We start from the raw sequence: 24,861 nt of genomic DNA, 5'->3' as shown, positions 1-24,861 counted from the left end.
ATGAGTTGTGTGAACCTGCTCATCACATGAAGATGCCTCTTAGTCCCTAGTCTAGCGACTGGGGATTTTTATTTTCCAAAAATTGATGAAAATGCTTTGCAATTCATGGAAAAAGTAGTATAATACATCTATTATAGAAATTTTTAGAAAATTCCGAAAGAGGTTATTTATGGGATATACAGTTGCTGTAGTCGGCGCGACAGGTGCTGTCGGAGCTCAGATGATAAAAATGTTGGAAGAATCAACACTTCCAATCGATAAAATCCGTTTACTTGCTTCTGCACGTTCAGCAGGCAAGACTTTGAAATTTAAAGATCAAGATATTACAATTGAAGAAACGACTGAAACAGCTTTTGAAGGAATTGACATTGCTCTCTTTTCGGCAGGTGGTTCTACATCAGCTAAGTATGCACCATACGCAGTAAAAGCTGGCGCGGTAGTAGTAGATAATACATCTTACTTCCGTCAAAATCCAGATGTTCCTTTGGTTGTTCCAGAGGTCAATGCTCATGCACTTGATGCCCACAACGGGATTATTGCTTGCCCTAACTGTTCAACAATCCAAATGATGGTGGCGCTTGAACCTGTCCGTCAAAAATGGGGCTTGAATCGTATCATCGTTTCAACTTACCAAGCCGTCTCAGGTGCTGGTATGGGAGCAATTCTTGAGACACAACGTGAACTTCGTGAAGTCTTGAATGATGGTGTAACCCCACGTGATTTGCATGCGGGAATCTTGCCTTCAGGTGGGGATAAGAAACATTATCCTATCGCCTTCAATGCTCTTCCACAAATTGATGTCTTCACTGAAAATGATTACACTTACGAAGAGATGAAGATGACTAAGGAAACTAAGAAAATTATGGAAGATGATAGCATTGCAGTGTCTGCAACATGTGTGCGTATTCCAGTCTTGTCAGCTCACTCTGAGTCTGTTTACATCGAAACAAAAGAAGTGGCTCCAATTGAAGAAGTAAAAGCAGCTATCGCAGCCTTCCCAGGCGCTGTCCTTGAAGATGATGTCGCTCATCAAATTTATCCGCAAGCCATCAATGCAGTGGGATCGCGTGATACCTTTGTTGGTCGTATCCGTAAAGACTTGGATGCTGAAAAAGGAATCCACATGTGGGTTGTTTCAGATAACCTTCTCAAAGGTGCTGCTTGGAACTCAGTTCAGATTGCTGAAACTCTTCACGAACGTGGCTTGGTTCGTCCAACGGCCGAATTGAAATTTGAATTAAAATAGTCATAACGTTTAGGAGTTCAGATGAACTCCTTCTTTAAAATAGAGAGGTGTTTCTCATGTCTTATAAAGATTTAAAAGAGTGTAAAATCATCACAGCCTTTATTACCCCCTTCCATGAGGATGGTTCCATCAACTTCGATGCTATTCCAGCCTTGATTGAGCATTTATTGGACCATCATACGGATGGAATTCTTCTCGCAGGGACCACTGCTGAGAGTCCAACCTTGACCCATGATGAGGAGTTGGAACTGTTTGCGGCTGTACAAAAGATTGTCAATGGACGTGTGCCTTTGATTGCGGGTGTGGGTACCAATGATACGCGTGACTCTATCGAGTTTGTCAAAGAAGTAGCAGAATTTGGTGGTTTCGCAGCTGGGCTTGCTATTGTTCCTTACTACAACAAACCTTCTCAAGAAGGAATGTATCAGCACTTTAAAGCGATTGCAGATGCTTCGGACCTACCAATTATTATCTATAACATTCCAGGTCGTGTGGTTGTCGAATTGACTCCAGAAACCATGCTTCGTTTGGCTGACCATCCAAATATTATTGGTGTCAAAGAATGTACTAGCTTGGCTAATATGGCTTACTTGATTGAGCACAAGCCAGAGGAGTTCTTGATTTATACAGGTGAGGATGGAGATGCTTTCCATGCCATGAACCTTGGTGCGGACGGGGTTATTTCTGTTGCCTCTCATACAAATGGGGATGAAATGCACGAGATGTTTACTGCTATTGCAGAAAGCGATATGAAGAAAGCCGCAGCTATTCAACGTAAATTTATTCCTAAGGTTAATGCCCTCTTCTCATATCCAAGTCCTGCTCCAGTTAAGGCAGTTCTTAACTATATGGGATTTGAAGCTGGTCCAACTCGTTTACCTCTTGTTCCAGCACCAGAAGAAGATGCCAAACGCATTATCAAGGTTGTTGTAGATGGCGACTACGAAGCGACTAAAGCAACCGTAACAGGTGTCTTAAGACCAGATTACTAATAAAGACAATAAAATCCATGGCCGCAATAACGAGCATGGATTTTTCTTATTTTCCTAAACAGAATTGACTAAAGAGTTGGGTGATAAGTTCATCAGGAGCAGCATCTCCAGTGATTTCTCCGAGTATTTCCCAAGTACGAGTCAAGTCAACTTGAAGCAAGTCAACTGGCATACCTAGTTCCAGCCCTTCATTAACAGCTTGCAAACTTTCAACTGCTTTTTCAATCAGGGAAATGTGACGGGCATTTGACAAGTAGGTAGCATCTTGCTCAACCAAACCGGCATTCTCAAAGAAGAGGTTGTTGATTTTCTCTTCAATCTTATCAATGTTTTGATTTTTGAGGACCGAAATACGAATAAGGTCTTCAGGGAGTTCCGAAGTTTCAATCGCTTCAGGTAGGTCTGTTTTATTAAGTAGAATAATGCGATTGGTTTCTTGACTAATTTCAAGTAGTTGTCTGTCTTGGGCGGTCAGTGGTTCGCTAGCATTTAGCACTAGTAGAACCAAGTCGGCTTCCTTAAGAGCTTTTTTCGAACGCTCAACACCGATTTGTTCAACGATATCATCCGTTTCACGGATACCAGCTGTGTCAATCAATTTTAGAGGAACACCGTTGATGTTGACGTATTCTTCAATGACATCTCGAGTTGTACCAGCAATGTCTGTAACGATAGCCTTGTCTTCACGCAAGAGGTTGTTGAGGAGGCTGGATTTTCCAACGTTAGGACGGCCGATGATAGCTGTTGAAATTCCCTCACGGAGGATTTTGCCGCGACGGGCTGTCTTAAGGAGATTAGTTAGCAATTGCTCAAACTCCATAGTCTTCTCACGGACAACAGCAGTAGTGGCTTCCTCAACATCGTCGTACTCAGGATAATCAATATTGACCTCGACTTGGGCAAGTGTATTGAGGATTTCTTGACGGGTATTATTGATAAGATCAGAAAGGGAACCATCAAGTTGTTTGACCGCAATGTTCATGGCCTTGTCTGTCTTGGCGCGGATGATATCCATTACCGCCTCAGCCTGAGTCAAATCCACACGACCATTTAAAAAGGCACGTTTGGTAAATTCACCAGGCTCTGCCATGCGAGCCCCTTCACGGATAGCTAGTTGGAGAATCTCATTGGTCACCGCAATCCCACCGTGGGTGTTAATCTCGATAATATCCTCACGAGTGAAGGTTTTTGGAGATTTCATGGCTCCAACCATGACTTCGTCCATGACTTTACTAGTCAGAGGATCAACAATGTGACCGTAGTTGAGAGTGTGGCTGGCAACCTTGTTCAAGTCTTTTCCTTTATAAATCTTTTGCGCAATAGCAAAACTTTCTGTTCCGCTCAGGCGGACAATACCAATAGCCCCTTCGCCTAGTGGAGTAGAGATAGCAGCGATGGTATCAAATTCACGTGTAATCATAATATTTCCTTTAATTAATAGCTCTTTTCTTGGAAATTTTCCCAAGTCTCTTTTCAAATTGTAACAAATTTAGGCTATTTCTTCAATGGATGCTACTTGGAGATTGAAAAAGCCTAAGCAATTCTGCTTAAGCTAGATTATTTGGTGCGCATTTCACCTTGAGGGAAGTAAGTTCCTTCTGGCATGTCGTTGATGATGACATGGACAGCAGATTGAGGGGCTCCAGTGTTGCGAACAACAGCTTCTGTTACTTCCTTAGCAAGAGCCTTCTTTTGCTCGAGCGTGCGTCCTTCAAATAAATCGATGCGTACAAATGGCATAATAACTTCCTCCGCTAGTTTTTGATTTCTTCTATTTTACCACATTTTGCCGTTTAAAGCTTAAGAAAATTATGATATACTAGAATGTAGCAAAAATTTAGAAATGGACGTGAAGCAAGAAACATGGCACAGTTGTATTATCGTTATGGGACCATGAACTCTGGTAAGACAATCGAGATTCTTAAAGTAGCCTATAACTATGAGGAGCAAGGAAAAGGTGTTGTGATTATGACCTCGGCTCTGGATACGCGTGACGGTGTTGGCTATGTGTCGAGTCGAATTGGCATGAAACGCCCTGCCATTGCGATTGAGGAAACAACTGATATCTTCGGCTATATCCGTGATTTACCCGAAACACCTTACTGTGTGTTGGTCGATGAAGCCCAGTTTCTCAAGCGTCACCATGTTTACGACCTAGCTCGTGTTGTTGATGAGTTAGACATACCTGTCATGGCTTTTGGCTTGAAAAATGACTTTCGTAATGAACTATTCGAAGGTTCCAAATATCTCTTGCTCTTAGCAGACAAGATTGACGAAATCAAAACCATCTGTCAGTATTGTAAGAAAAAGGCGACTATGGTGTTGCGAACACAGGATGGACTGCCCGTTTATGATGGAGAGCAGATCCAGATTGGCGGTAATGAAACCTATATCTCAGTTTGCCGTAAACATTATTTTGCGCCAATGATAACCTCTAACAAGGAGCAAAACTATGACAATTGAACTAAGAGATGTTACAATGGAAAATTATTTTGATGTTTTGAATTTGGATGTCAAGGAATATCAAAAACAATTCATTGCAACCAACGCAATTAGTTTAGCTGAAGCATACGTCTACACTAAAAATGGAGATTTTGTAGCTCCATTGGCAGTTTATGATAATGATGCAATTATAGGTTTTGTGATGATAGCTTATGATAAAAAGATCGGAATTAGTAGTGGAAATTATTTACTATTTCGTTTTATGATTGATAAGAATTTTCAAAATCAAGGATATTTTAAACCAATTATGAATAAAGTACTAGACTATGTTCGGACAGCGCCAGCAGGTTTAAGCAATAAACTTTGGTTGTCTTATGAACCAGAAAATGAACATGCAAGATACTGTTACCTCAGTTATGGATTTAAAGAAACTGGGGAAATATCCGAGAATGAAGTAGTAGCAATCTATGATTTAACAATTGAGAAATAAGGAGAAAAAATGAACATCTATGATCAACTACAAGCTGTAGAAGACCGTTATGAAGAATTAGGAGAATTGCTGAGTGACCCAGATGTAGTATCTGACACTAAGCGTTTCATGGAGCTTTCAAAAGAGGAAGCTTCAACTCGTGACACGGTAACAGCCTACCGTGAGTATAAGCAAGTCCTTCAAAACATCGTCGATGCTGAAGAGATGATTAAGGAATCAGGTGGAGACGCTGACTTGGAAGAAATGGCCAAGCAAGAGCTCAAAGATGCCAAGGCTGAGAAAGAAGAATACGAAGAAAAACTAAAAATCTTGCTCCTTCCAAAGGATCCAAACGATGACAAGAACATCATCCTTGAAATCCGTGGCGCTGCTGGTGGAGACGAAGCAGCACTTTTCGCTGGTGACCTTCTAACTATGTACCAAAAGTATGCGGAAGCCCAAGGTTGGCGCTTTGAAGTTATGGAAGCCTCTATGAATGGTGTAGGTGGTTTCAAAGAAGTGGTTGCCATGGTTTCAGGTCAATCTGTTTACTCTAAACTCAAGTACGAATCAGGTGCCCACCGTGTGCAACGTGTTCCTGTGACAGAAAGCCAAGGTCGTGTCCATACATCAACTGCCACAGTCCTTGTCATGCCTGAAGTACAAGAAGTAGAATACGATATTGATCCAAAAGACCTTCGTGTTGACATCTATCACGCCTCTGGTGCTGGTGGACAGAACGTCAATAAGGTTGCGACTGCCGTTCGTATCGTTCACTTGCCAACCAATATCAAGGTTGAGATGCAGGAAGAACGTACTCAGCAGAAGAACCGTGAGAAGGCCATGAAAATCATTCGTGCGCGTGTTGCTGACCACTTTGCTCAGATTGCACAAGATGAACAAGACGCTGAGCGTAAGTCAACAATCGGTACTGGTGACCGTTCAGAACGGATTCGTACTTATAACTTCCCACAAAACCGTGTTACAGACCACCGTATTGGATTGACCCTCCAAAAACTAGATACGATTTTATCTGGTAAATTGGACGAAGTTGTGGATGCCTTGGTTCTTTATGACCAAACACAAAAATTAGAAGAATTAAACAAATAATGAAATTAGCTCAATTATTTTCAGATTTTGAAGAAGAGTTGATAAGACAAGGAGAGGAAGCTGAAAGCCTCTCTTTTGTCTATCGTAGCCTGAAAAATCTTTCTTTTACAGATTTTGTCTTTGCCCTCCAGCAAGAGGTAAACAAGGAAGAAAAACAATTTGTAAAAGGAATTTTCCAACAGTTAGCAGCTCATAAACCAGCCCAGTATATCATTGGTCATGCAGATTTTTATGGAATGCAGCTAAAAGTGGATGAGCGTGTTTTGATTCCTCGTCCAGAGACTGAGGAGCTGGCTGAGCTTATCCTGGCTGAGAATCCTGAGACGAATCTTTCAGTTCTGGATATTGGAACAGGTAGTGGAGCTATTGCTCTCGCTCTAGCAAAAAACAGACCAGATTGGTCAGTGACAGCAGCGGATATTTCCCAAGATGCTTTAGATTTAGCTAACGAAAATGCTAAAAATCAAAATCTTCAAATATTTTTAAAAAAATCTGACTGTTTTACAGAAATTTCTGAAAAATATGATATAATTGTTTCCAATCCACCCTATATCTCTCGTGAAGATGAGTCAGAGGTCGGCTTGAATGTTTTGCATTCGGAGCCTCATCTAGCTCTCTTTGCAGACGAAGATGGCCTAGCTATTTACCGTAAAATTGCGGAAGATGCAAAGTACCATCTTAAGGATGGTGGTAAGATTTACCTTGAAATTGGATACAAGCAAGGTCAAAGTGTTCCTGATCTTTTTAGGAAAAATCTTCCTGAAAAACGAGTACGAACACTTAAGGACCAATTTGATCAAGATAGGATGGTTGTGGTTGATGATGGACAGGATTAGAAAAGAGTTGGAAAAGGGCGGAGCTGTTGTTCTTCCTACAGAGACAGTTTACGGTCTCTTTGCCAAGGCTCTAGACGAAAAAGCAGTTGATCATGTATACCAGCTCAAACGTCGTCCTAGAGATAAGGCACTAAATCTTAATATCGCCTCTCTAGAGGACATCTTGAACTTTTCTAAGAATCAGCCATCTTATCTGCAAAAACTTGTAGAGACCTTTTTGCCAGGTCCCTTGACCCTTATTCTTGAAGCAAATGACAGAGTTCCCTATTGGGTCAATTCTGGTCTTGCAACTGTTGGATTTCGGATGCCTAGTCATCCCATTACCCTTGATTTGATTCGAGAGACAGGTCCCTTGATTGGGCCGTCTGCTAATATCTCAGGTCATGCAAGTGGAGTGACCTTTGCTCAAATTCTAGAGGATTTTGACCAAGAGGTTTTGGGGCTAGAAGACGATGCTTTTCTAACTGGACAGGATTCAACTATTTTGGACTTGTCTGGAGACAAGGTGAAAATCTTACGCCAAGGGGCGATTAAACGAGAAGATATTCTTGCTCGGTTGCCAGAGATTTCTTTTGAGGAGGCATGAGATGCTAAGAGATTTAAGAGAAACTGATGTGAAAGCCATTTGTGAAATTAACCAAGAAGCCTTAGGCTATTCTTTTAGTCTGGAGGACACGGCTAGTCAATTAGCTAGACTATCTCAGGATTCCCATCATTTCCTTCTTGGCTATGAGGATGAAGCTAGTTATGCCTTGCTTGGATATGTCCACGCTGAGGTCTATGAATCCCTTTATTCCAAAGCAGGATTTAATATTTTAGCCTTAGCAGTTTCACCTCAAGCGCAAGGTCAAGGTATTGGTAAAAGCTTATTACAAGGGTTGGAGCAAGAAGCAAAAAGACGTGGTTATGGATTTATCCGCTTAAACTCTGCCAATCATCGTCTGGGTGCTCATGCATTTTATGAAAAAGTTGGTTATACTTGTGATAAAGTGCAGAAACGATTTATTCGCATCTTTTAGTTTAGTTTCTTTCTTGTAAAAACAAACTAAAGGACCAGTCACACTATAAAGGAGAAGACCTATGATTTTTGACAAAGATGATTTTAAAGCATACGATGCTGATCTCTGGAATGCTATTGCCAAAGAAGAAGAACGCCAACAAAACAATATTGAGTTGATTGCTTCGGAAAACGTTGTTTCCAAGGCTGTTATGGCAGCTCAAGGGTCTATCTTGACGAATAAATATGCCGAAGGTTACCCAGGACGCCGCTATTATGGTGGAACTGATGTGGTAGACGTGGTAGAGACTCTAGCCATTGAACGCGCAAAAGAAATTTTCGGTGCTAAATTTGCTAATGTCCAACCTCACTCTGGAAGCCAAGCCAACTGTGCGGCTTACATGGCCTTGATTGAGCCAGGTGATACCGTTATGGGGATGGATTTGGCAGCAGGTGGACACTTGACTCACGGAGCTCCTGTCAGCTTCTCAGGTCAAACTTATAACTTTGTGTCTTATAGTGTGGACCCTGAAACGGAACTCTTGGACTTTGATGCTATCTTGAAACAAGCCCAAGAAGTCAAACCAAAATTGATTGTAGCAGGTGCTTCAGCCTATTCTCAAATTATCGATTTTTCAAAATTCCGTGAAATTGCGGATGCTGTTGGGGCGAAGCTCATGGTCGATATGGCACATATCGCTGGTTTGGTTGCGGCTGGTCTTCACCCAAGTCCAGTACCATACGCTCATATCACGACAACAACGACCCACAAAACCCTTCGTGGACCTCGTGGTGGTTTGATTTTGACCAATGATGAGGACCTAGCTAAGAAGATCAATTCAGCAATTTTCCCAGGTATTCAGGGTGGTCCTTTGGAGCATGTTGTGGCAGCTAAAGCTGTTTCTTTCAAAGAGGTCTTAGATCCAGCCTTCAAGGAATATGCTGCCAATGTTATCAAGAACAGCAAGGCTATGGCAGATGTTTTCTTGCAAGATCCTGATTTCCGTATTATTTCTGGAGGGACTGAAAACCACCTCTTCCTAGTGGATGTAACAAGGGTTGTAGAAAACGGAAAAGTTGCTCAAAACTTGCTGGATGAAGTCAATATTACCCTAAATAAAAATTCAATCCCATACGAAAGCTTGTCACCATTCAAGACAAGTGGGATTCGTATCGGATCTGCAGCCATCACTGCACGTGGATTTGGTGAAGAAGAGAGTCGCAAAGTGGCTGAACTAATCATTAAAACCCTTAAAAATGCAGAAAATGAAGCTGTCTTAGAAGAAGTGAGAAGTGCAGTTAAAGAATTGACAGATGCCTTCCCATTATACGAGGACTAAAACTTTTATGGACATTTATATTAAGAAAGCCATTATCCATCAGTTTAGCCCGGATGATACCGAGCTGTTTCTAGCGGATAAGTTTCTCAATATCACTCCAAAAATCGAAGAATACTTGCGTAAAAAAATTGAACGTGTGTATTCAGATGAAGCCAAGACTGGGATTTTCGAAGAAGAAAATCCCTTCTTCAATCACATCACAGACGATTTGTTGGAGACATCAGTAACACTGGCTAATCTCTGGAAAGAGGAGTTCAGCATTTCCGAAAATCTCAAGACCAATGACTTGATTTTTGTGCAATTTTCTAAAGAAGGTGTAGAACATTTCGCTTTCTTACGAATTGCCCTGCGTGAGACCCTGACCCACCTCGGTGGAGAAGTTGATAATCCAATCAAGCTGACTCAGAATAACCTGCCTGGATTTGGAACGGGTGCTGATGAGGCCTTGGTGGTCAATCTTCAGAGTCGCAAGTACCATCTCATTGAAAAACGCATCAAGTACAATGGGACTTTCTTGAACTATTTTTCAGACAATCTTCTTGCCGTTTCCCCTAAGATTTCTCCCAAGAAATCCATCAAGGAACTGGAAAAAACGGCCCAGAGAATTGCTGAGACTTTTAACACAGATGATTTTCAATTTCAATCTAAAGTGAAATCAGCGATTTTCAACAACCTAGAAGAAAGCAATGAATTGTCACCTGAGAAATTGGCTAATGACCTTTTTGATAACAATCTGACGGCTCGTTTGAGCTTTATTGACCAAGTTAAAGAAGCTGTCCCAGAACCTGTTCAATTTGATGAAATTGATGCCAGTCGCCAATTAAAGAAATTTGAAAACCAAAAACTTTCCTTGTCAAATGGAATTGAACTCATCGTTCCCAATAACGTCTATCAAGACGCCGAGTCTGTTGAGTTTATCCAAAACGACAATGGAACCTACTCTATCTTAATCAAAAATATCGAGGATATTCAAAGTAAATAATGTTTAAACGAATTCGAAGAGTGCTTGTACTAGCAGTCTTCCTTTTTGCTGGCTATAAAGCTTACCGTGTTCACCAAGATGTCAAGCAAGTCATGACCTACCAACCCATGGTGCGAGAGATCTTGAGTGAAAAAGACACCCCAGCAAACGAAGAGCTTGTGCTCGCTATGATTTATACTGAAACAAAAGGAAAAGAAGGCGATGTTATGCAGTCTAGTGAGTCTGCAAGTGGTTCCACCAACACCATCAATGATAATGCCTCTAGCATTCGCCAAGGCGTTCAAACTCTGACAGACAATCTCTATCTGGCCCAGAAGAAGGGGGTTGATGTCTGGACGGCTGTTCAAGCCTATAATTTTGGACCTGCCTATATCGATTTTATCGCCCAAAACGGCAAGGAAAACACCTTGGCTCTGGCCAAACAGTACTCTCGTGAGACTGTTGCTCCCTTGCTTGGCAATACCACTGGAAAGACTTATAGTTATATTCACCCCATTTCCATTTTTCATGGGGCCGAACTCTATGTAAATGGAGGAAACTATTACTATTCTAGACAGGTGCAACTCAACCTTTACATCATCAAATGTTTCACTCTCTTTTCGACATCTGGCTAGCCCAGGTGTTTTTGTTATAAGTTTTCTTTAAGATAGATATATTACTCTAGAAAGGTAAAGGAGGAAATTCCCTATGAGAAAGAAACTCTTTCTGACTAGTGCTGCGGTCTTGTGGGCAGTAACAGCTATGAATAGCGTCCATGCAGCAACAGATGTTCAAAAAGTTATCGATGAAACCTATGTCCAACCTGAATATGTCCTAGGTTCATCATTGTCTGAAGACCAAAAAAATCAAACCCTTAAAAAACTAGGCTACAATGCCTCAACAGACACCAAAGAACTCAAAACCATGACACCTGATGTCTATTCTAAGCTTATGAATGTTGCCAATGACTCTAGTTTACAGTTGTATTCATCAGCCAAGATTCAAAAACTAGGTGACAAGTCGCCACTTGAGGTCAAGATTGAAACACCAGAAAACATCACTAAGGTGACTCAGGATATGTACCGAAATGCAGCCGTAACTTTGGGTGTGGAACACGCCAAAATCACTGTAGCAGCACCCATTCCAGTTACAGGTGAGAGTGCCTTAGCAGGGATTTACTATTCGCTAGAGGCTAATGGAGCCAAGGTACCACAAGCTAATAAAGACTTGGCTCAAGAAGAGCTGAAGGCTCTGTCCGATATCAATGCTGAAAACAAGGATAAGTCAGGCTATGATGCTAATAAATTAAACGTTGCCCTAGCTGATATCAAGTCAGGACTCGCCAAAGCTAAAGAAAGCAAGGGAAATCTGACGGAGGAAGATATCCGTAAAATTGTTGAAGATACCTTGAAAAATTACAAACTTGATCAGGTTATAACAGGAAACCAAATCAATATCATCATCAATTTTGCTTTGAATCTATCGAAGAGTGATATCCTCAGCAATGCAGACTTCACTAAAACCCTGAATGACCTTAAACAAAGTATTGTTTCACAAGCTGGCGACAGTTTTAAAAATATCAACCTTAACTTTGATGCTGATAAGGCGCTAGAGGACGGCGGCAATTTCCTAAGCTCCCTCTGGCAAGCCATTGTCAACTTCTTCAAGAGTTTTGGTTCTTAAGAAAAATCATGGTATAATAGATGGTAACCGTAACGTTGCCGTCTTTTTTGTCGGTCAATAGAAAGAGAAGAAAATGTTAAAGAAAAATGATATTGTAGAAGTTGAAATTGTTGACTTGACCCATGAAGGTGCAGGAGTGGCCAAGGTGGATGGTTTGGTATTCTTTGTCGAGAATGCTTTACCGAGTGAAAAAATCCTCATGCGTGTCCTCAAGGTCAATAAAAAGATTGGTTTTGGTAAAGTTGAAGAATACCTTGTTCAATCACCACACCGTAATCAAGATTTAGATTTGGCTTACCTGCGTTCAGGAATCGCGGATTTAGGTCATCTTGCCTATCCAGAACAGCTCAAATTTAAAACCAAGCAAGTTAAGGATAGTCTATATAAGATTGCTGGAATTGATGATATAGAGGTTGCTGAAACTTTAGGTATGGAACATCCAGTCAAGTACCGCAATAAGGCGCAGGTCCCTGTTCGTCGTGTGAATGGTGTCTTGGAAACAGGATTTTTCCGTAAGAATTCGCATGACCTCATGCCTCTAGAAGATTTCTTTATCCAAGATCCTGTGATTGATGAGGTAGTAGTAGCTCTACGTGACTTGCTCCGTCGTTATGATTTGAAATCTTATGATGAAAAGGAACAAGCTGGTTTGATTCGTAATCTTGTGGTGCGTCGTGGCCACTATTCAGGTCAAATTATGGTTATTTTGGTAACAACTCGTCCCAAAGTTTTTCGTGTTGAGCAATTGATTGAACAACTAATCAAGCAGTTCCCAGAGATTGTGTCTGTTATGCAAAATATCAATGACCAAAATACTAATGCTATTTTCGGGAAAGAATGGCGTACGCTTTATGGTCAAGATTACATTACGGACCAAATGTTGGGAAATGATTTCCAAATCTCTGGACCAGCCTTTTACCAGGTCAATACTGAAATGGCAGAGAAGCTCTACCAAACAGCTATTGACTTTGCTGAATTAAAAGAAGATGATGTGGTTATCGATGCTTATTCTGGTATTGGAACAATTGGCCTCTCTGTTGCGAAACATGTCAAGGAAGTTTATGGTGTTGAAGTAATTCCAGAAGCGGTTGAGAATAGCAAGAAGAATGCCCAGCTGAACAATATTTCAAACGCCCACTATGTATGTGATACTGCTGAAAATGCTATGAAAAATTGGCTCAAGGAAGGTATCCAACCAACCGTTATCTTGGTTGATCCTCCACGCAAGGGCTTAACCGAAAGCTTTATCAAGGCAAGTAGCCAAACAGGAGCAGACCGCATCGCCTATATCTCCTGCAATGTCGCAACCATGGCGCGTGATATCAAACTCTATCAAGAATTGGGATATGAGTTGAAGAAAGTTCAGCCGGTTGATCTATTTCCGCAAACGCATCATGTTGAGGCGGTATCACTGCTTGTACGAGCTTAGAAAAAAATGTTGACGAAAAATCCTTGGTGTCAAGGATTTTTTTGGTATCCTCAAAAAGGTAATTTTATAATTGACAATTTGTCAGTAGAGTAGTATAATTTATAATCAGGAGGAATAAAATGCGAGATGTAAAAGATCCGGAAATTCGACGGGCTGAGATTATGGATGCTGCTATGCTCCTCTTTATGGAGAAAGGATATGCGAACACAACAACTCAGGATATAGTCGATAAGGTAAATATATCACGAGGTTTGTTATACTATCACTTTAAGAACAAAGAAGATATTCTGTATTGTCTTGTGGAACGTTATTCAGAGAAATTATTGAGAGATATTCATGTGATTGTCAATGATGACGACAAAACTGCTATTGAAAAAATAAGAGCCTTTATAGATGCCACAATAATCTCTACAGATAACGTTTCAGCGGAAGGAACTGAGTTACAAAAGACGGTTGATCTTGAAGAAAATCGTTATATGTTAGATAAGTTATCTCATAAGCTCATTGAAAAACTGACTATATATTTTGAGAGGATAATAAATCAAGGTATCTCAGAAAAAGTATTTTCTGTAAAATATCCATCAGAAACAGCAGAATTTCTGATGACAGCCTATGTTTTTGTTTCAAATAACATAGGTATAATAACTTCAAAGAAAGAACCTGTCAAAGATTACTTGAATGCATTTAAGATAATGCTGGAACAAAATCTAAATACAAAAGGACTCTTTAGCGATTAAAAAAAGATAGAATGTTTGTAAAGAGAACTATGTACCGATAGCTAAATCAAAACAAGCTATCGGTATTATTTCAAAATATAACTGACAAATTGTCAATGGAGACGAAAATATGTTAGAGATAAAGAATTTTAGTAAAAGTTATGGGGATAAGAAGGTTGTGGCTAACCTATCTATTTCAGTACAGCCTGGAGATATTTATGGTTTTATTGGAGCAAATGGTGCGGGAAAAACGTCAACGATAAAGGCAGTTGTCGGTATCCATGATTTTGAAGACGGAAGTATAATTATCAACGGTCATTCTATTAAAGAAGATCCTGTTATTTGTAAAAAAATGATGGCGTATATCCCAGATAATCCAGATTTGTATGAACATATGACAGGACTTCAATATATTAATTTTATTGCTGACTTGTTTGAAATTCCTACAAAAATACGCAGGGAGAGAATCCAAAAATACGGTGATTTATTTGATATGACTGAGCATCTTTCGGGGATTATTTCTTCATATTCACATGGTATGAAGCAACGAACAGCCATTATTTCTGCACTTGTACATTCTCCCAAACTGTTGATTTTAGATGAACCTTTTGTTGGGCTAGATCCCAAAGCAACTTTCCTACTAAAGAAAATTATGCATGAGTGTGTTTCAGATGGAGGTGCTATTTTCTTTTCAACCCATGTATTGGATGTTGCGGAAAAATTATGTAATAAGATTGCCATTATCAAAAATGGAAAGTTAATTGCAAGTGGTAATACAGGAGACGTCAAAGGTGATGAATCATTGGAGGCATTTTTCATGGAGGTGCAGGACAATGAGTAACATTTGGATACTGCTTAAGGCGCAATTGATTAATTTCTTTCCTATTAACGAGATTAGAGACTCAGGAAATAAAAAACAAAGTTCAATGGCTATTGCGAGTTTTGGCATAATAACTCTTTCCTTATTTTGCTTTGTTTATAATATACTAACAGCGAAAACATTGGTACACGTCGGACAGCAGGACTTGATACCGGCATATATGGTCTCTGTATCAAGTTTTTCAATATTATTTTTGACTGTCTTTTATTCGAATGGCATTTTATTTGGCAGTCGAGATATGGAAATTCTCCTATCCTTACCTGTTAAAAGTTCGTATATTATCACCAGCAAGTTCATGTTTATGTACTTATTGAATTTTTTAATAGGCTTGATGTTTATGCTTCCAGGTGGAATTGTATGGGGCTTGAACGGAAGTTTAAACCTCCTACAGATTATATTGTATTTTACTTCTATAATTTTTGCCCCTTTGATCCCCATGTGCATAGCGACATGCATGGGAATCGTTATTGTTGTCGCTTCATCTTTTTTTAAAAGAAAAAATGTTATCTCTCTTATTTTTTCATTTGCGATGTTAGGTATAATTGGATATTTTGCATTATCAGCTTTGCAATCAGGTGATGAAAGTAGTATTGGGGTTACTCTGGCTAAGCAAATTATTGGACTGTATCCAATTTCTAGACTATTTATGTCATACTACAATTTTCCAATGTACTATGGGATGGGATTTTATATAGTTCTTTCAATAGTCGTCTTTTATCTATTTGTCAAAATTGCTTCGTTGAAGTATGGACTACTTAATACACTTGCCAATACAAAATCAAGATATGCTAATGACAAAGTATCTTATGAAAGAAAATCGGTATTTTTTGCCTTGTATTAAAAAGAGCTTGGACGATTTTTAAGTTCTTATATGGCAGTCTTGAATGCTGGGCTTGGAGTGATTCTTTTATGTGTCTTTAGTATATGTTTCCTGTTTAATTCTGTAGGGCAAATAGGCAATTCTGCAGGAATTGAAAATATAAATGAGTATCTTTCAAACTTAGCTCCCGTCTTTATTTCATCTATGCTTTCACTCAGTTATCCAGCAGCTTCATCTATGTCTTTAGAGGGTAAAAATATTTGGATTTTGAAAAGTTCTCCGGTTGAGGTAAGAATGATTTTAAATGCTAAGATAGCTGTCAATCTTACACTTCATTTGATTGGATATATGATTTCTGTATCTGTATTTGTGCTAAAACTAGATATGAATCTCATTCAAGTCACGAACCTAATTATTGTTCCTATATGTTACTCCTTTTTTATAACTGTAATCGGAATTGCATTAAATAAAAAATATCCTAACTATGATTGGGACAGTGAGATGATAGTTGTCAAACAAAGTCTTCCTGTTATTGTAACTGGAATTATTGGTATGATTGCGCTTATTACGCCACTTTTGCTTAATTGGCTGTTTAATCTTCCGATTATATTTGTTTTACAGGTAGTATCAGTAGTTTTATTGATTATTACAATGGGTGTTTATTTAACAATAAGCAAGTCAAATTTTATCTAGTTAAAGGAGGAAAATAAGATGAAAAACAGACTGATGAAAGATATTTTGGTGTTATTAGTAATGCTAGCTATAATAGTTGTTATTTGTAGATTTCTCCCAGAAAAAGTTCCGATTCATTTTAATGCAAAAGGAGAAGCAGATATGTTTGCAAATAAATACTATCTTCTACTAGCTACAGTCATCCCCTATTCTGCATATTGGAAGTTTGTTAGGGAAAGTGAAAATAAAAAGATTAAATGAAACCCCATCTATATTTACAAATTGCATCAAAATTAAGAACGACTATTTTAAGAGGTGATTATGCACCTGAACAACAAATTCCTTCAATAAGAAGATTAGCAGAAAACGAGAAGTGTAATCCGACAACTATCCAAAAAGCAATAAAAGTTCTCGAAGAACAGAATTTGGTTATTAGCTGTGGAACATTAGGATATTTTGTCATAGCAAGCGAGCAAGAAATAAAGGAGTTAAGATATCAAGAATCTAACAAACTAGTGAAAATTTTGTTTGAAAAACTAGGTTAGCTAGGCTTTTCAGAAGATGAGATTGTCAATTTATTTTTTAGAAAAGATGCTTAGAAGAAGTTGAATGGAAATTTATTAGGATTTTTGTGAAAGTATAGAAAAGCCTTGATTTTAAGGCTTTTTTTGTGTTTTCCAATAAAGAACTTGACATTATAAGTTTAATACATTATAATACAAATACATACCAGTGGTATGAAAAAGGGGGAATATAATGGCAAGGAATAGAAACCCACATGAAACTAGAAAAAAAATATTAGAAGTTTCGAAAGATTTATTTTTAGAAAAAGGATTTGATAATACCTCAATACAAGATATAATCGATGGGTTAGGTGGATTGACGAAAGGTGTTATTTATCATCATTTCGAGTCTAAAGATGAAATATTGCAATCAATCATTAGCGAAAATAATCAAGAAATTTTAAATTATAATTGGAGAGGAGATACTGGATTAGAAAAAATACAAAATTCTTTGATGGATGCTTTCTCTGATTTTGAACAACAAAGGCTTGTATACTCAGCTTCAATTATGTTAAGAAGCCCACGTTTATTAGGTGAACAGTATCTAAATTTATTTTCTGATTTTTTACCAGGGATTAGAGAAAAAGTTTTCGAAGGTGTTAAAGATAAATCAATTAAAACAGAATATCCTGAAGAGCTAGCTGATTTGATTGTTTTAACTTTGAATATTTGGATTGGGTTCCAAATTTCTATTTATTCAGTAGAAGAATTAAAGAGTAAAATGAAGTTCATTAAACTAACTTTTGAAGGTTTGGGAGTGCAGTTGATTACTGATGAAATGATGGAAGTAATTTTCCAATTATTTGATCACTTAAAAGGTGTCAAATAAATTTTAAGTATTGATATTTTAAAAAATACCATACTCTAGATATGGTATTAAAAATTCCATTATACATACCTTTAGTATGTTATTTTTGAATTTTAACATACCGGAAGTATGTAAGGCGTTTTTTGAATAGTGTAATTAATATTAACAAAATTTTTTGGAGGAAAAATCTATGTTGTCGCTTATTAAAATCGAATTAAATAAAGTTTCAAAATCTAAATTATTTTTTGCTTGGTTGGGTACTATATTTATAGTATTAGGTATTACAGGAATCATAATTATGGGGTTAGGGACTGATAATAAACTAGGAGAGTTTGTTGGACAGAATACTAAAGATTTTAGAATTACTGATAAATGGGAAGGTTGGGCAATTGCAACATCATTGTTTGGATCTTTATTTACCAAAGCAGCATTTTTGATTTTTGAATCTTATTTATTGTCTACGATTATTATTGATGAATTTAAACGAAGAACAATTTTTCAGCTGTTTTCCTATCCTGTTTCTAAAATAAAGTTACTATGGGGAAAAGTGCTTACAGTAATTCTGATATCATTTATTGCTCATTTTACTGCACATTTAGTTATTCAATTATTAATTAAATTAGTAGCAGTTTTAACTGAATCAAATTATATCCCAATAGCTAGTCAATTAATCAACTTAGCTGGAATAACGTTTGCAACAGTACTAATAGGGTTACTACCATTTGTTTTAGGTATGATTAAGCATTCAACAGCTATAACTATGCTTTCAGGACTTGGTTTAGCAGCGTTACTTTCGAATGTAAGTCCAGGAAGTTTAACGAATAATTTTGTTGATAACTTATTCTTCTTAATATTTGCTAGTTTCATAAGTTTAATGATTGTTTCATTTTCAATTTATACTATTTCAAGAAAAGATATTAATATCAAGTAGTATAGCTAAATTTAATGGAAGGAAAGTGCTAATTTTTTGATGATTTATTTAAACGAAGAGACTGTATAAGTTGGTATTTATGCTCCTGAAGAAAAATCCTTGCATTTAAAGCTAGATATAGAAAGAGAGATAGAAATGAGAAATATTGTTGAAATAAAAGAAGTTTTTAAAATAATTGATAAAGAAGAAATTTTAAGTGGTATCAACCTTCAAATTGCTGAAGGAGAAATCTATGGTTTTTTAGGACCGAATGGTGCTGGAAAAACAACGTTAATGAAATGTATGTTATCCTTATCAACAATTACATCAGGTAGTATTGAAATCTTTGGAAAAAATTTACAAGATCACAGAGAAGAGATTCTAAGTCAGGTTGGAAGTATTATTGAAACACCAATTTTTTATGATAATTGCACTGCAAAAGAAATTTTAGAAATTCACGCTCAGTATATGGGGAAAAATATTATTGAATCAGATATAATAAGAGCCTTAAGAATGGTCGGATTAAAGAATACGACTAAAAAAGTAAAAGATTTTTCGTTAGGAATGAGGCAAAGGCTTGGTTTAGCTCGGGCTTTCCTAACAAAACCTAAATTGTTAATTTTAGATGAGCCAATCAATGGTTTAGATCCAATAGGAATTCAAGAAATTCGAAATCTTTTGTTGTCGCTTTCAAAGGAACATGGAATTACAATACTAATATCGAGTCATATATTATCGGAAATTTCACAGATAGCAGATAAAATTGGTTTTATAAAAAATGGAGAAATTGTAGAACAGGTCTATATGAAAGAGATTAGGAGAGAGAATATTGACTTAGAAGAATATTTTATGTCACATTTTCTAAATGAAATTTAAGAATTATGAGGTAGATTAGGAATGAAACAATTGACAAAGTACCATAAGAAGTCTTTTTATACTTTCATGATTTTTAATATACTAGTTCCTTTAACTAATATTGCTTTTGCTTATTCTATTAAAATTATAATTGATAGTGGTATGTCCCAAAATGAATATGCCTTAACTCAAGCGGTACTAGTAGGAGCTAGTGTTATTTTCATCTATGCAGGACTGAACTTTATATCCCTTCGATTAAGAAATAAACTTGTTAGGCAGATTATGTCAAGATACAAAAATAAGGTGTTTAAATCTATTTTAGATAGGGATTATAGAGAATTTTCTAAGGAAAAATCAGGGAAATTTATTTCAATATTAACTGAGAACATGAAGAAAATTGAGCAGGATTATTTGCACCAGTATTTTAATATTTCAAAAAATATTTCCTTAATGATTTTCTCACTAGTAGCCATGTTTATAGGTAATTGGTTTTTGACCTTATTAGTTATCATTGCTAGCATTATTCCTATGATGATTTCAGGATTTATTGGACAAAAATCAGCCTCTCTACAAAATAGTTCTATAATAGCTGATCAGAAATATTTAGCTAAGGTTAAAGATATTTTAGCAGGGTTTCTAGTTATAAAGAGTTTTAATGTGAAAGAGGCTATTGGTCAAGATTACAAAAACGAAAGCGAAAAATTGGATGAGATATATTTCATCAAAGGGAAATTTGATGTTTTATCTAATGTTATTTCTCAACTTTCAGGGATGATTGTTTTTTTAGTAGCCTTTGGTGGAGGAATGTATCTGGTCTTCGGTGGGCATACCACAATTGGGAGTGTTACAGCTATTGTTCAACTAGTCAATTTTGTAGTAATGCCACTAAATGAAATTGGTATGGGGATGAGTAAATTCCGCGAAGGTCAGGCTACACTGAATTCATTTGAGGTAAAAGATGTAATCGAACTTCAAACTGGTAAAACGAAAGAATATTTTGATGATGTCATTTCTTTTTCAAATGTAGATTTTTCCTACCCTAATGTTGAGGAAAAGATTTTTAATAATTTATCTTTGCAGATCAAAAAGGGGGAAAAAATTGCAATAGTAGGTATGTCAGGCAGTGGAAAATCAACTTTACTCAATCTATTACTGCGTTTCTATGATGTAACAAGTGGGTATATCTCAATTGATAATCAAGATTTGCAAGCTATTTCAGCAGAGAGCCTTTATAACTTAATGACTATTGTTCAGCAAGATGTTTATATCTTTGATGATACTTTAAGAGCAAATATTACTCTTAATCAATTCTTCACTGATGAGGAAATAAAGCAAGCTGTACAGCAGTCAGGTCTAGAAAGTTATGTTTTAGAAAATGAATCTGGTCTACAAGCTTTATGTGGAGAGAATGGATCAAATTTATCTGGCGGACAAAAACAAAGAGTTAGTATTGCGCGTGCCTTGATTCGAAAAACACCGATCTTATTATTGGACGAGGCAACCTCATCTTTAGATAATCAAGTAACTACTGAAATTGAAAGTTCAATCTTGGATATTCAAAATTTGACTGCACTTGTAGTAACCCACAAGTTGAATGAAAACATTTTGAAAAGATACGATAGAATTCTCTTTATGAAAGCAGGCGTCATTGTTGAAGATGGTTCTTTTTGTGACTTGATGGATAGGAGAGGTGAGTTTTATAAGTTGTTTGAGTTGAGTGTGTAATTCTCTTTCGTTTTATAGTATAATTCTATAAAACACTCTATTACTTTCGTTATATAATATAGATGTTGACTAGCACCACAGGTTGGGGCAGTATCACTGCTTGTACAAGCTGAGGCATCAGCGAAGTAGAAGTAAATGTTCCGCCCATGAGATAGGACTCTTAGAATGAGGAGGAGAACCGGCGAAATGATACGGTAAGTCCGAACCGCTGAGTTCGTGGCTCTGCTCTTCCGATCTGAGATAGCGAAAAGTAGAAGGGGATGGTATTGGTATCAATCAATGAGTAACAAAGTAACAGCATGATTCGAAACATTTGCTTGTAATTTGCGGAGGAACATCAATATGGATGGAATAACAAAAGATTCTATAAAAGCGGCTAAACTAATGAAACAATTATGGCCCCAATTGACCAATAAAGAAGCTATTGATGAAGTTAAAAAATATACGAATGGCAAAAATACTGCAATCTTTACTGAAGTTGAAGGTGACACAATTGTAGGTCTAGCACTATGTTCACTCAGATTTGATTACGTTGAAGGTTGTAAATATAGTCCTGTTGGATTCTTAGAAGGGATTATTGTCGACGAGGAATATCGTTTAAAGGATATTGCTAAAAATCTCTGTACAAAATGTGAGGAATGGGCGAAAAATAAAGGATGTAAGGAATTTGCAAGTGACTGTACTTTAACGAATACGGATTCTATAAGATTTCATCTCAATATTGGATTTCAGGAGGCAAATAGAATTATTCATTTTAAGAAGAAATTATAATTTCAGAACGTGGTCAAAATTTATGTATCTTTAGAAAGTGTGAAAGATTGGACGAACAAATTTTTTTGATGGGTGGAAATCCGCCGATAAAGAACCATACGATTGTTAATAAAATTGTGTCATCAAGAAAGATCGAAAGAATTGTCATTTTTACAGTTTATCGAGAAAATTGGGAACCGTATATGAAAAAGTACACGGAAGTTTTCCGAAGCCATTTTTCTAACCTAAACACTGATTACTTACTCTTGGACACTGAGCAGATTAATTTTGATAGCTATCTAGATGCTGATCTAATTATTATAGGTGGTGGAAATACGGAAAAGTATTTAGCAACTTACGTCAATCAGCAGTTCAAAAATTATATCGATCGTATGCTGAATAAAGGAGCAAAAGTTATAGGGTTTTCTGCAGGAGCCCTATTATTAGGAGAAAAAGTCTATGTCTCACCTAATGATAATTCAGATCATCAGATAAAGATAAAAAATGGATTAGGAGTCTTTAGTCAGTTTTTAATTAGTGTCCATTATGATTCATGGAATGATAAAGCAAATAAGGATAGAGCTGAAGAACTCGTTAATGTTCCCATAATTCCACTAAATGATCATTCATGTCTTGTATTAGATAAACTTGGAAACATTATTGAGAAAATTGACTAGTTTTAATCATGCGAATCTGAATCTACGAAACTAAAGTATTGACGAAATGAATAATGAAAAGCCTTGATTGTAAGGCTTTTTTGTGTTTTTATGATAGAATATAGGTAGTTATAATCGAGAGCAACTAAGAAGCAGTAAAAAAATATTATACGTAGAATAATCAAGATTAGGAAGATAAAATGACAGAAATTGACAAAAAGAATTTAAAAAATTATCTTTATTGTACTTTTGGAATTACTTATATAGCTTGGGGGCTTCTTGCCATATTTACTCAATCTCATATTTTGGAATTAGAAACATTTATAGGGAGAATGTTACATATAGTAGGTGCACTTGGTCCAGCTATTGCAAGTGGCTTTTATTTGAAAAGTAATAATATAAAATTTAAACATTTTGTATTTAATAAAAGAAAAAATAGTAGTATTTATTTCATTATTCATTTGTTAGCAATTTTGATACTATTCTCTGTATCTTCCTTAGAATTAAACGGAGTATCAATTTATCTGATGCCACTATTCTTTATACAATTAATTTTTTTTGGTGGTGGACATGAAGAATTAGGATGGAGAGGAATATTACAACCATTACTTGATAAAAAATATACTTATTGGCAATCTAATTTGATTGTAGGTTCAATATGGGGAATTTGGCATCTGCCTTTATGGTTTATAGTTGGAGAAAGTCATCAAGGATTTCCTTTTATTTTATTTTTTATGTATACATTATTTTTAAGTTTTGTTTTAGGGCTTCTTTATCGTCAAACGAAATCTGTGGGGTACTGTCTATTATTTCATGCGTTCGCAAATTTGTTAAATCTCTATTTTGTGTTAAAAATTAATCTTATTTTTATTATCATTTTTATTGGTTATTTGATTTATACGATATTGGCTAGTAATAGAATTAGTAAGGAAAAGTAATTTTAACTTTAGATTAGTATATCCATTATTGAAAGTAACGATTTGCTAATTAGATGATCTATGTTAGAGAATTATCTATTATAATTTAAAGTGGAGTGATGAATGTCGTTTCTTTTGAAGTGGCGAAAATCTTTCCGTTCCACAGTATCATTCTAAAATGATTTTTACTGCCTTTTGTTTGTTAGTATAAAAGAAAAATATTATCATATGTGGAGGCGGTAGTTTTGATGTCAAAAGTTGCAACCAGTGAATAAATGAAGTGTAGAAAATAAAGGCTTGTTCAATTCAATATATGATGAATTACCGGCACCCAAACCAAAGAAAAAGAAATAATTAAATTAGAAGTTGTAGGGGGAAGAATGAGAATCGGAGTTATTCAAGCAAGTTCGCAAGCGAGCAAAAATCAAATAATCTATGATGCTGTTTTAAAGTATGCTCCAAAGAAATCTGAGGTTATAAATTTTGGCTGTACGATGGAAGAAAATGGAAAATACTCGTATATAGAAATTTCTATTCTTATAGGTATCTTGTTGGCAAGTAGGACAGTTGATTTCGTTGTTACGGGCTGTTCTTCCGGACAAGGAATGATGCTTGCTTGTAATAGTATGCCTGATGTCATTTGCGGGTATGCACCTACACCGAAGGATGCCTATTTATTTGCTCAGATTAATAATGGAAATGCGATATCATTACCATTAGGTGAAGATTATACATGGTCAGGTACTGAAAATCTTGAAAAAACAATAGAAGCTCTTTTCTCAGAGCCATTTGGGCAAGGATACCCTAAAAGTGAGGCAGAGAGAAAGATAAGAGATGCCGAGCAACTTAAAGAGATAAGAAGAATCGGACAGGTTCAGTTTAAAGAATTAGTAAATATACTAGATATATCACTGCTTGAATCAATCAAGAGGAAACAGAATGTAATTCAGAATGTAAAGGCGTATGGGAAGAAAGAAATAGCTGATTTAATGAAATGAGTAAATCACAGTTTGTCGGGGTAATACCTTTTAACGATAACCTTATGCTATCGTCAAAAGGTTTATAGACATGTTCCCACATACAT

General features: G+C 36.7%; 29 protein-coding genes. 27 read left to right on the top strand and 2 right to left on the bottom strand.

All coding sequences use genetic code 11. From position 1 onward, the window contains the following. The first annotated feature begins 169 nt into the window (after nt 1-169). Both N8N51_RS08250 and dapA read left to right on the top strand, forming a co-directional pair. A complete protein-coding gene (locus tag N8N51_RS08250; protein WP_261104003.1) occupies nt 170-1,246 on the top strand; it encodes an aspartate-semialdehyde dehydrogenase in 1,077 nt (358 codons plus the stop codon). Nucleotides 1,247-1,302: 56 nt separating this feature from the next. After that, nucleotides 1,303-2,238, top strand: a complete 936-nt coding sequence (gene dapA / locus N8N51_RS08245) for a 4-hydroxy-tetrahydrodipicolinate synthase (RefSeq protein ID WP_084926508.1) — start codon at nt 1,303-1,305, stop codon at nt 2,236-2,238. Between the two features lie 46 nt (nt 2,239-2,284). On the opposite strand, the gene mnmE is transcribed toward dapA, so the two are convergent. Both mnmE and N8N51_RS08235 read right to left on the bottom strand, forming a co-directional pair. Beyond that, complete coding sequence (mnmE, locus tag N8N51_RS08240) at nt 2,285-3,658, bottom strand: tRNA uridine-5-carboxymethylaminomethyl(34) synthesis GTPase MnmE (protein WP_261104001.1); 1,374 nt, start codon at nt 3,656-3,658, stop codon at nt 2,285-2,287. 137 nt (nt 3,659-3,795) lie between these two features. After that, nucleotides 3,796-3,978 (bottom strand): 4-oxalocrotonate tautomerase, encoded by a 183-nt coding sequence (locus N8N51_RS08235; protein WP_001117401.1) that lies wholly within the window; start codon nt 3,976-3,978, stop codon nt 3,796-3,798. 123 nt (nt 3,979-4,101) lie between these two features. On the opposite strand from N8N51_RS08235, the gene N8N51_RS08230 reads away from it, so the two are divergent. The 25 genes from N8N51_RS08230 (at nt 4,102) to N8N51_RS08115 (ending at nt 24,775) form a co-directional block, all read left to right on the top strand. Beyond that, on the top strand, nt 4,102-4,701 hold the full coding sequence (locus tag N8N51_RS08230) for a thymidine kinase (RefSeq protein WP_173283040.1): 600 nt from the start codon (nt 4,102-4,104) through the stop codon (nt 4,699-4,701). After that, entirely contained in the window at nt 4,691-5,170 is a 480-nt protein-coding gene (locus N8N51_RS08225; RefSeq protein WP_153209472.1) for a GNAT family N-acetyltransferase, read from the top strand. Before N8N51_RS08230 ends, N8N51_RS08225 begins: the two co-directional genes overlap by 11 nt. A gap of 9 nt (nt 5,171-5,179) precedes the next feature. Beyond that, nucleotides 5,180-6,259 (top strand): peptide chain release factor 1, encoded by a 1,080-nt coding sequence (gene prfA, locus N8N51_RS08220; protein WP_261033548.1) that lies wholly within the window; start codon nt 5,180-5,182, stop codon nt 6,257-6,259. Next, the gene (gene prmC / locus N8N51_RS08215) at nt 6,259-7,095 is read left to right on the top strand and encodes a peptide chain release factor N(5)-glutamine methyltransferase (protein ID WP_173267919.1); all 837 of its coding nucleotides are present in this window, start codon (nt 6,259-6,261) and stop codon (nt 7,093-7,095) included. The genes prfA and prmC overlap by 1 nt, the downstream gene beginning before the upstream one ends. Further along, complete coding sequence (locus N8N51_RS08210) at nt 7,079-7,681, top strand: L-threonylcarbamoyladenylate synthase (RefSeq protein WP_173267918.1); 603 nt, start codon at nt 7,079-7,081, stop codon at nt 7,679-7,681. The genes prmC and N8N51_RS08210 overlap by 17 nt, the downstream gene beginning before the upstream one ends. Before the next feature lies 1 nt (nt 7,682). Then, a complete protein-coding gene (locus N8N51_RS08205) occupies nt 7,683-8,114 on the top strand; it encodes a GNAT family N-acetyltransferase (RefSeq protein ID WP_261014531.1) in 432 nt (143 codons plus the stop codon). A 61-nt stretch (nt 8,115-8,175) separates the two neighbouring features. Then, nucleotides 8,176-9,432, top strand: a complete 1,257-nt coding sequence (glyA, locus tag N8N51_RS08200) for a serine hydroxymethyltransferase (protein WP_261014530.1) — start codon at nt 8,176-8,178, stop codon at nt 9,430-9,432. Nucleotides 9,433-9,439: 7 nt separating this feature from the next. After that, the gene (locus tag N8N51_RS08195) at nt 9,440-10,414 is read left to right on the top strand and encodes a nucleoid-associated protein (RefSeq protein WP_185757721.1); all 975 of its coding nucleotides are present in this window, start codon (nt 9,440-9,442) and stop codon (nt 10,412-10,414) included. After that, nucleotides 10,414-11,028: a cell wall hydrolase Pmp23 gene (pmp23, locus tag N8N51_RS08190; RefSeq protein ID WP_000476378.1), complete on the top strand. Its 615-nt coding sequence runs from the start codon at nt 10,414-10,416 to the stop codon at nt 11,026-11,028. Before N8N51_RS08195 ends, pmp23 begins: the two co-directional genes overlap by 1 nt. A 73-nt stretch (nt 11,029-11,101) precedes the next feature. Continuing rightward, nucleotides 11,102-12,076: a DUF1002 domain-containing protein gene (locus N8N51_RS08185; RefSeq protein ID WP_261103999.1), complete on the top strand. Its 975-nt coding sequence runs from the start codon at nt 11,102-11,104 to the stop codon at nt 12,074-12,076. Between the two features lie 73 nt (nt 12,077-12,149). After that, the gene (rlmD, locus tag N8N51_RS08180) at nt 12,150-13,505 is read left to right on the top strand and encodes a 23S rRNA (uracil(1939)-C(5))-methyltransferase RlmD (RefSeq protein ID WP_261103997.1); all 1,356 of its coding nucleotides are present in this window, start codon (nt 12,150-12,152) and stop codon (nt 13,503-13,505) included. A 119-nt stretch (nt 13,506-13,624) separates the two neighbouring features. Further along, nucleotides 13,625-14,242, top strand: coding sequence for a TetR/AcrR family transcriptional regulator (locus N8N51_RS08175; protein WP_261057012.1), 618 nt, complete (start codon nt 13,625-13,627; stop codon nt 14,240-14,242). Between the two features lie 109 nt (nt 14,243-14,351). Beyond that, entirely contained in the window at nt 14,352-15,062 is a 711-nt protein-coding gene (locus N8N51_RS08170) for an ABC transporter ATP-binding protein (RefSeq protein WP_261103996.1), read from the top strand. Further along, nucleotides 15,055-15,942: a hypothetical protein gene (locus N8N51_RS10595; protein ID WP_474104190.1), complete on the top strand. Its 888-nt coding sequence runs from the start codon at nt 15,055-15,057 to the stop codon at nt 15,940-15,942. The genes N8N51_RS08170 and N8N51_RS10595 overlap by 8 nt, the downstream gene beginning before the upstream one ends. A gap of 30 nt (nt 15,943-15,972) precedes the next feature. Next, nucleotides 15,973-16,614 carry a putative ABC transporter permease subunit gene (locus N8N51_RS10590; protein ID WP_474104189.1) on the top strand — a complete coding sequence of 214 codons (642 nt, stop codon included), beginning with the start codon at nt 15,973-15,975 and terminating at the stop codon, nt 16,612-16,614. 18 nt (nt 16,615-16,632) lie between these two features. Further along, the gene (locus N8N51_RS08160; protein ID WP_261020235.1) at nt 16,633-16,854 is read left to right on the top strand and encodes a DUF1648 domain-containing protein; all 222 of its coding nucleotides are present in this window, start codon (nt 16,633-16,635) and stop codon (nt 16,852-16,854) included. Beyond that, nucleotides 16,851-17,138 carry a GntR family transcriptional regulator gene (locus tag N8N51_RS08155; protein ID WP_261057008.1) on the top strand — a complete coding sequence of 96 codons (288 nt, stop codon included), beginning with the start codon at nt 16,851-16,853 and terminating at the stop codon, nt 17,136-17,138. Before N8N51_RS08160 ends, N8N51_RS08155 begins: the two co-directional genes overlap by 4 nt. A 211-nt stretch (nt 17,139-17,349) precedes the next feature. Beyond that, the gene (locus N8N51_RS08150; RefSeq protein ID WP_261057007.1) at nt 17,350-17,985 is read left to right on the top strand and encodes a TetR/AcrR family transcriptional regulator; all 636 of its coding nucleotides are present in this window, start codon (nt 17,350-17,352) and stop codon (nt 17,983-17,985) included. 169 nt (nt 17,986-18,154) lie between these two features. Further along, nucleotides 18,155-18,895: an ABC transporter permease gene (locus N8N51_RS08145; RefSeq protein WP_261103995.1), complete on the top strand. Its 741-nt coding sequence runs from the start codon at nt 18,155-18,157 to the stop codon at nt 18,893-18,895. Nucleotides 18,896-19,030: 135 nt separating this feature from the next. Beyond that, nucleotides 19,031-19,750, top strand: a complete 720-nt coding sequence (locus N8N51_RS08140; protein ID WP_261057005.1) for an ABC transporter ATP-binding protein — start codon at nt 19,031-19,033, stop codon at nt 19,748-19,750. A gap of 21 nt (nt 19,751-19,771) precedes the next feature. Further along, nucleotides 19,772-21,454, top strand: coding sequence for an ABC transporter ATP-binding protein (locus N8N51_RS08135; protein WP_261057004.1), 1,683 nt, complete (start codon nt 19,772-19,774; stop codon nt 21,452-21,454). A gap of 342 nt (nt 21,455-21,796) precedes the next feature. Beyond that, nucleotides 21,797-22,225 (top strand): aminoglycoside 6'-N-acetyltransferase, encoded by a 429-nt coding sequence (gene aac(6') / locus N8N51_RS08130; protein ID WP_261057003.1) that lies wholly within the window; start codon nt 21,797-21,799, stop codon nt 22,223-22,225. Nucleotides 22,226-22,272: 47 nt separating this feature from the next. Beyond that, the gene (locus N8N51_RS08125) at nt 22,273-22,881 is read left to right on the top strand and encodes a Type 1 glutamine amidotransferase-like domain-containing protein (protein ID WP_261103994.1); all 609 of its coding nucleotides are present in this window, start codon (nt 22,273-22,275) and stop codon (nt 22,879-22,881) included. Nucleotides 22,882-23,060: 179 nt separating this feature from the next. Then, nucleotides 23,061-23,798 carry a CPBP family intramembrane glutamic endopeptidase gene (locus N8N51_RS08120; protein WP_261050941.1) on the top strand — a complete coding sequence of 246 codons (738 nt, stop codon included), beginning with the start codon at nt 23,061-23,063 and terminating at the stop codon, nt 23,796-23,798. 359 nt (nt 23,799-24,157) lie between these two features. Further along, a complete protein-coding gene (locus tag N8N51_RS08115; protein WP_049544634.1) occupies nt 24,158-24,775 on the top strand; it encodes an RpiB/LacA/LacB family sugar-phosphate isomerase in 618 nt (205 codons plus the stop codon). Nucleotides 24,776-24,861 lie beyond the last annotated feature (86 nt).

The sequence above is a fragment of the Streptococcus mitis genome (assembly GCF_946188685.1).
Lineage (GTDB): Bacteria > Bacillota > Bacilli > Lactobacillales > Streptococcaceae > Streptococcus > Streptococcus mitis_CC.
Note: the sequence above shows the minus strand (reverse complement) of the source record. Positions and strands in the feature narration are given on the sequence as shown.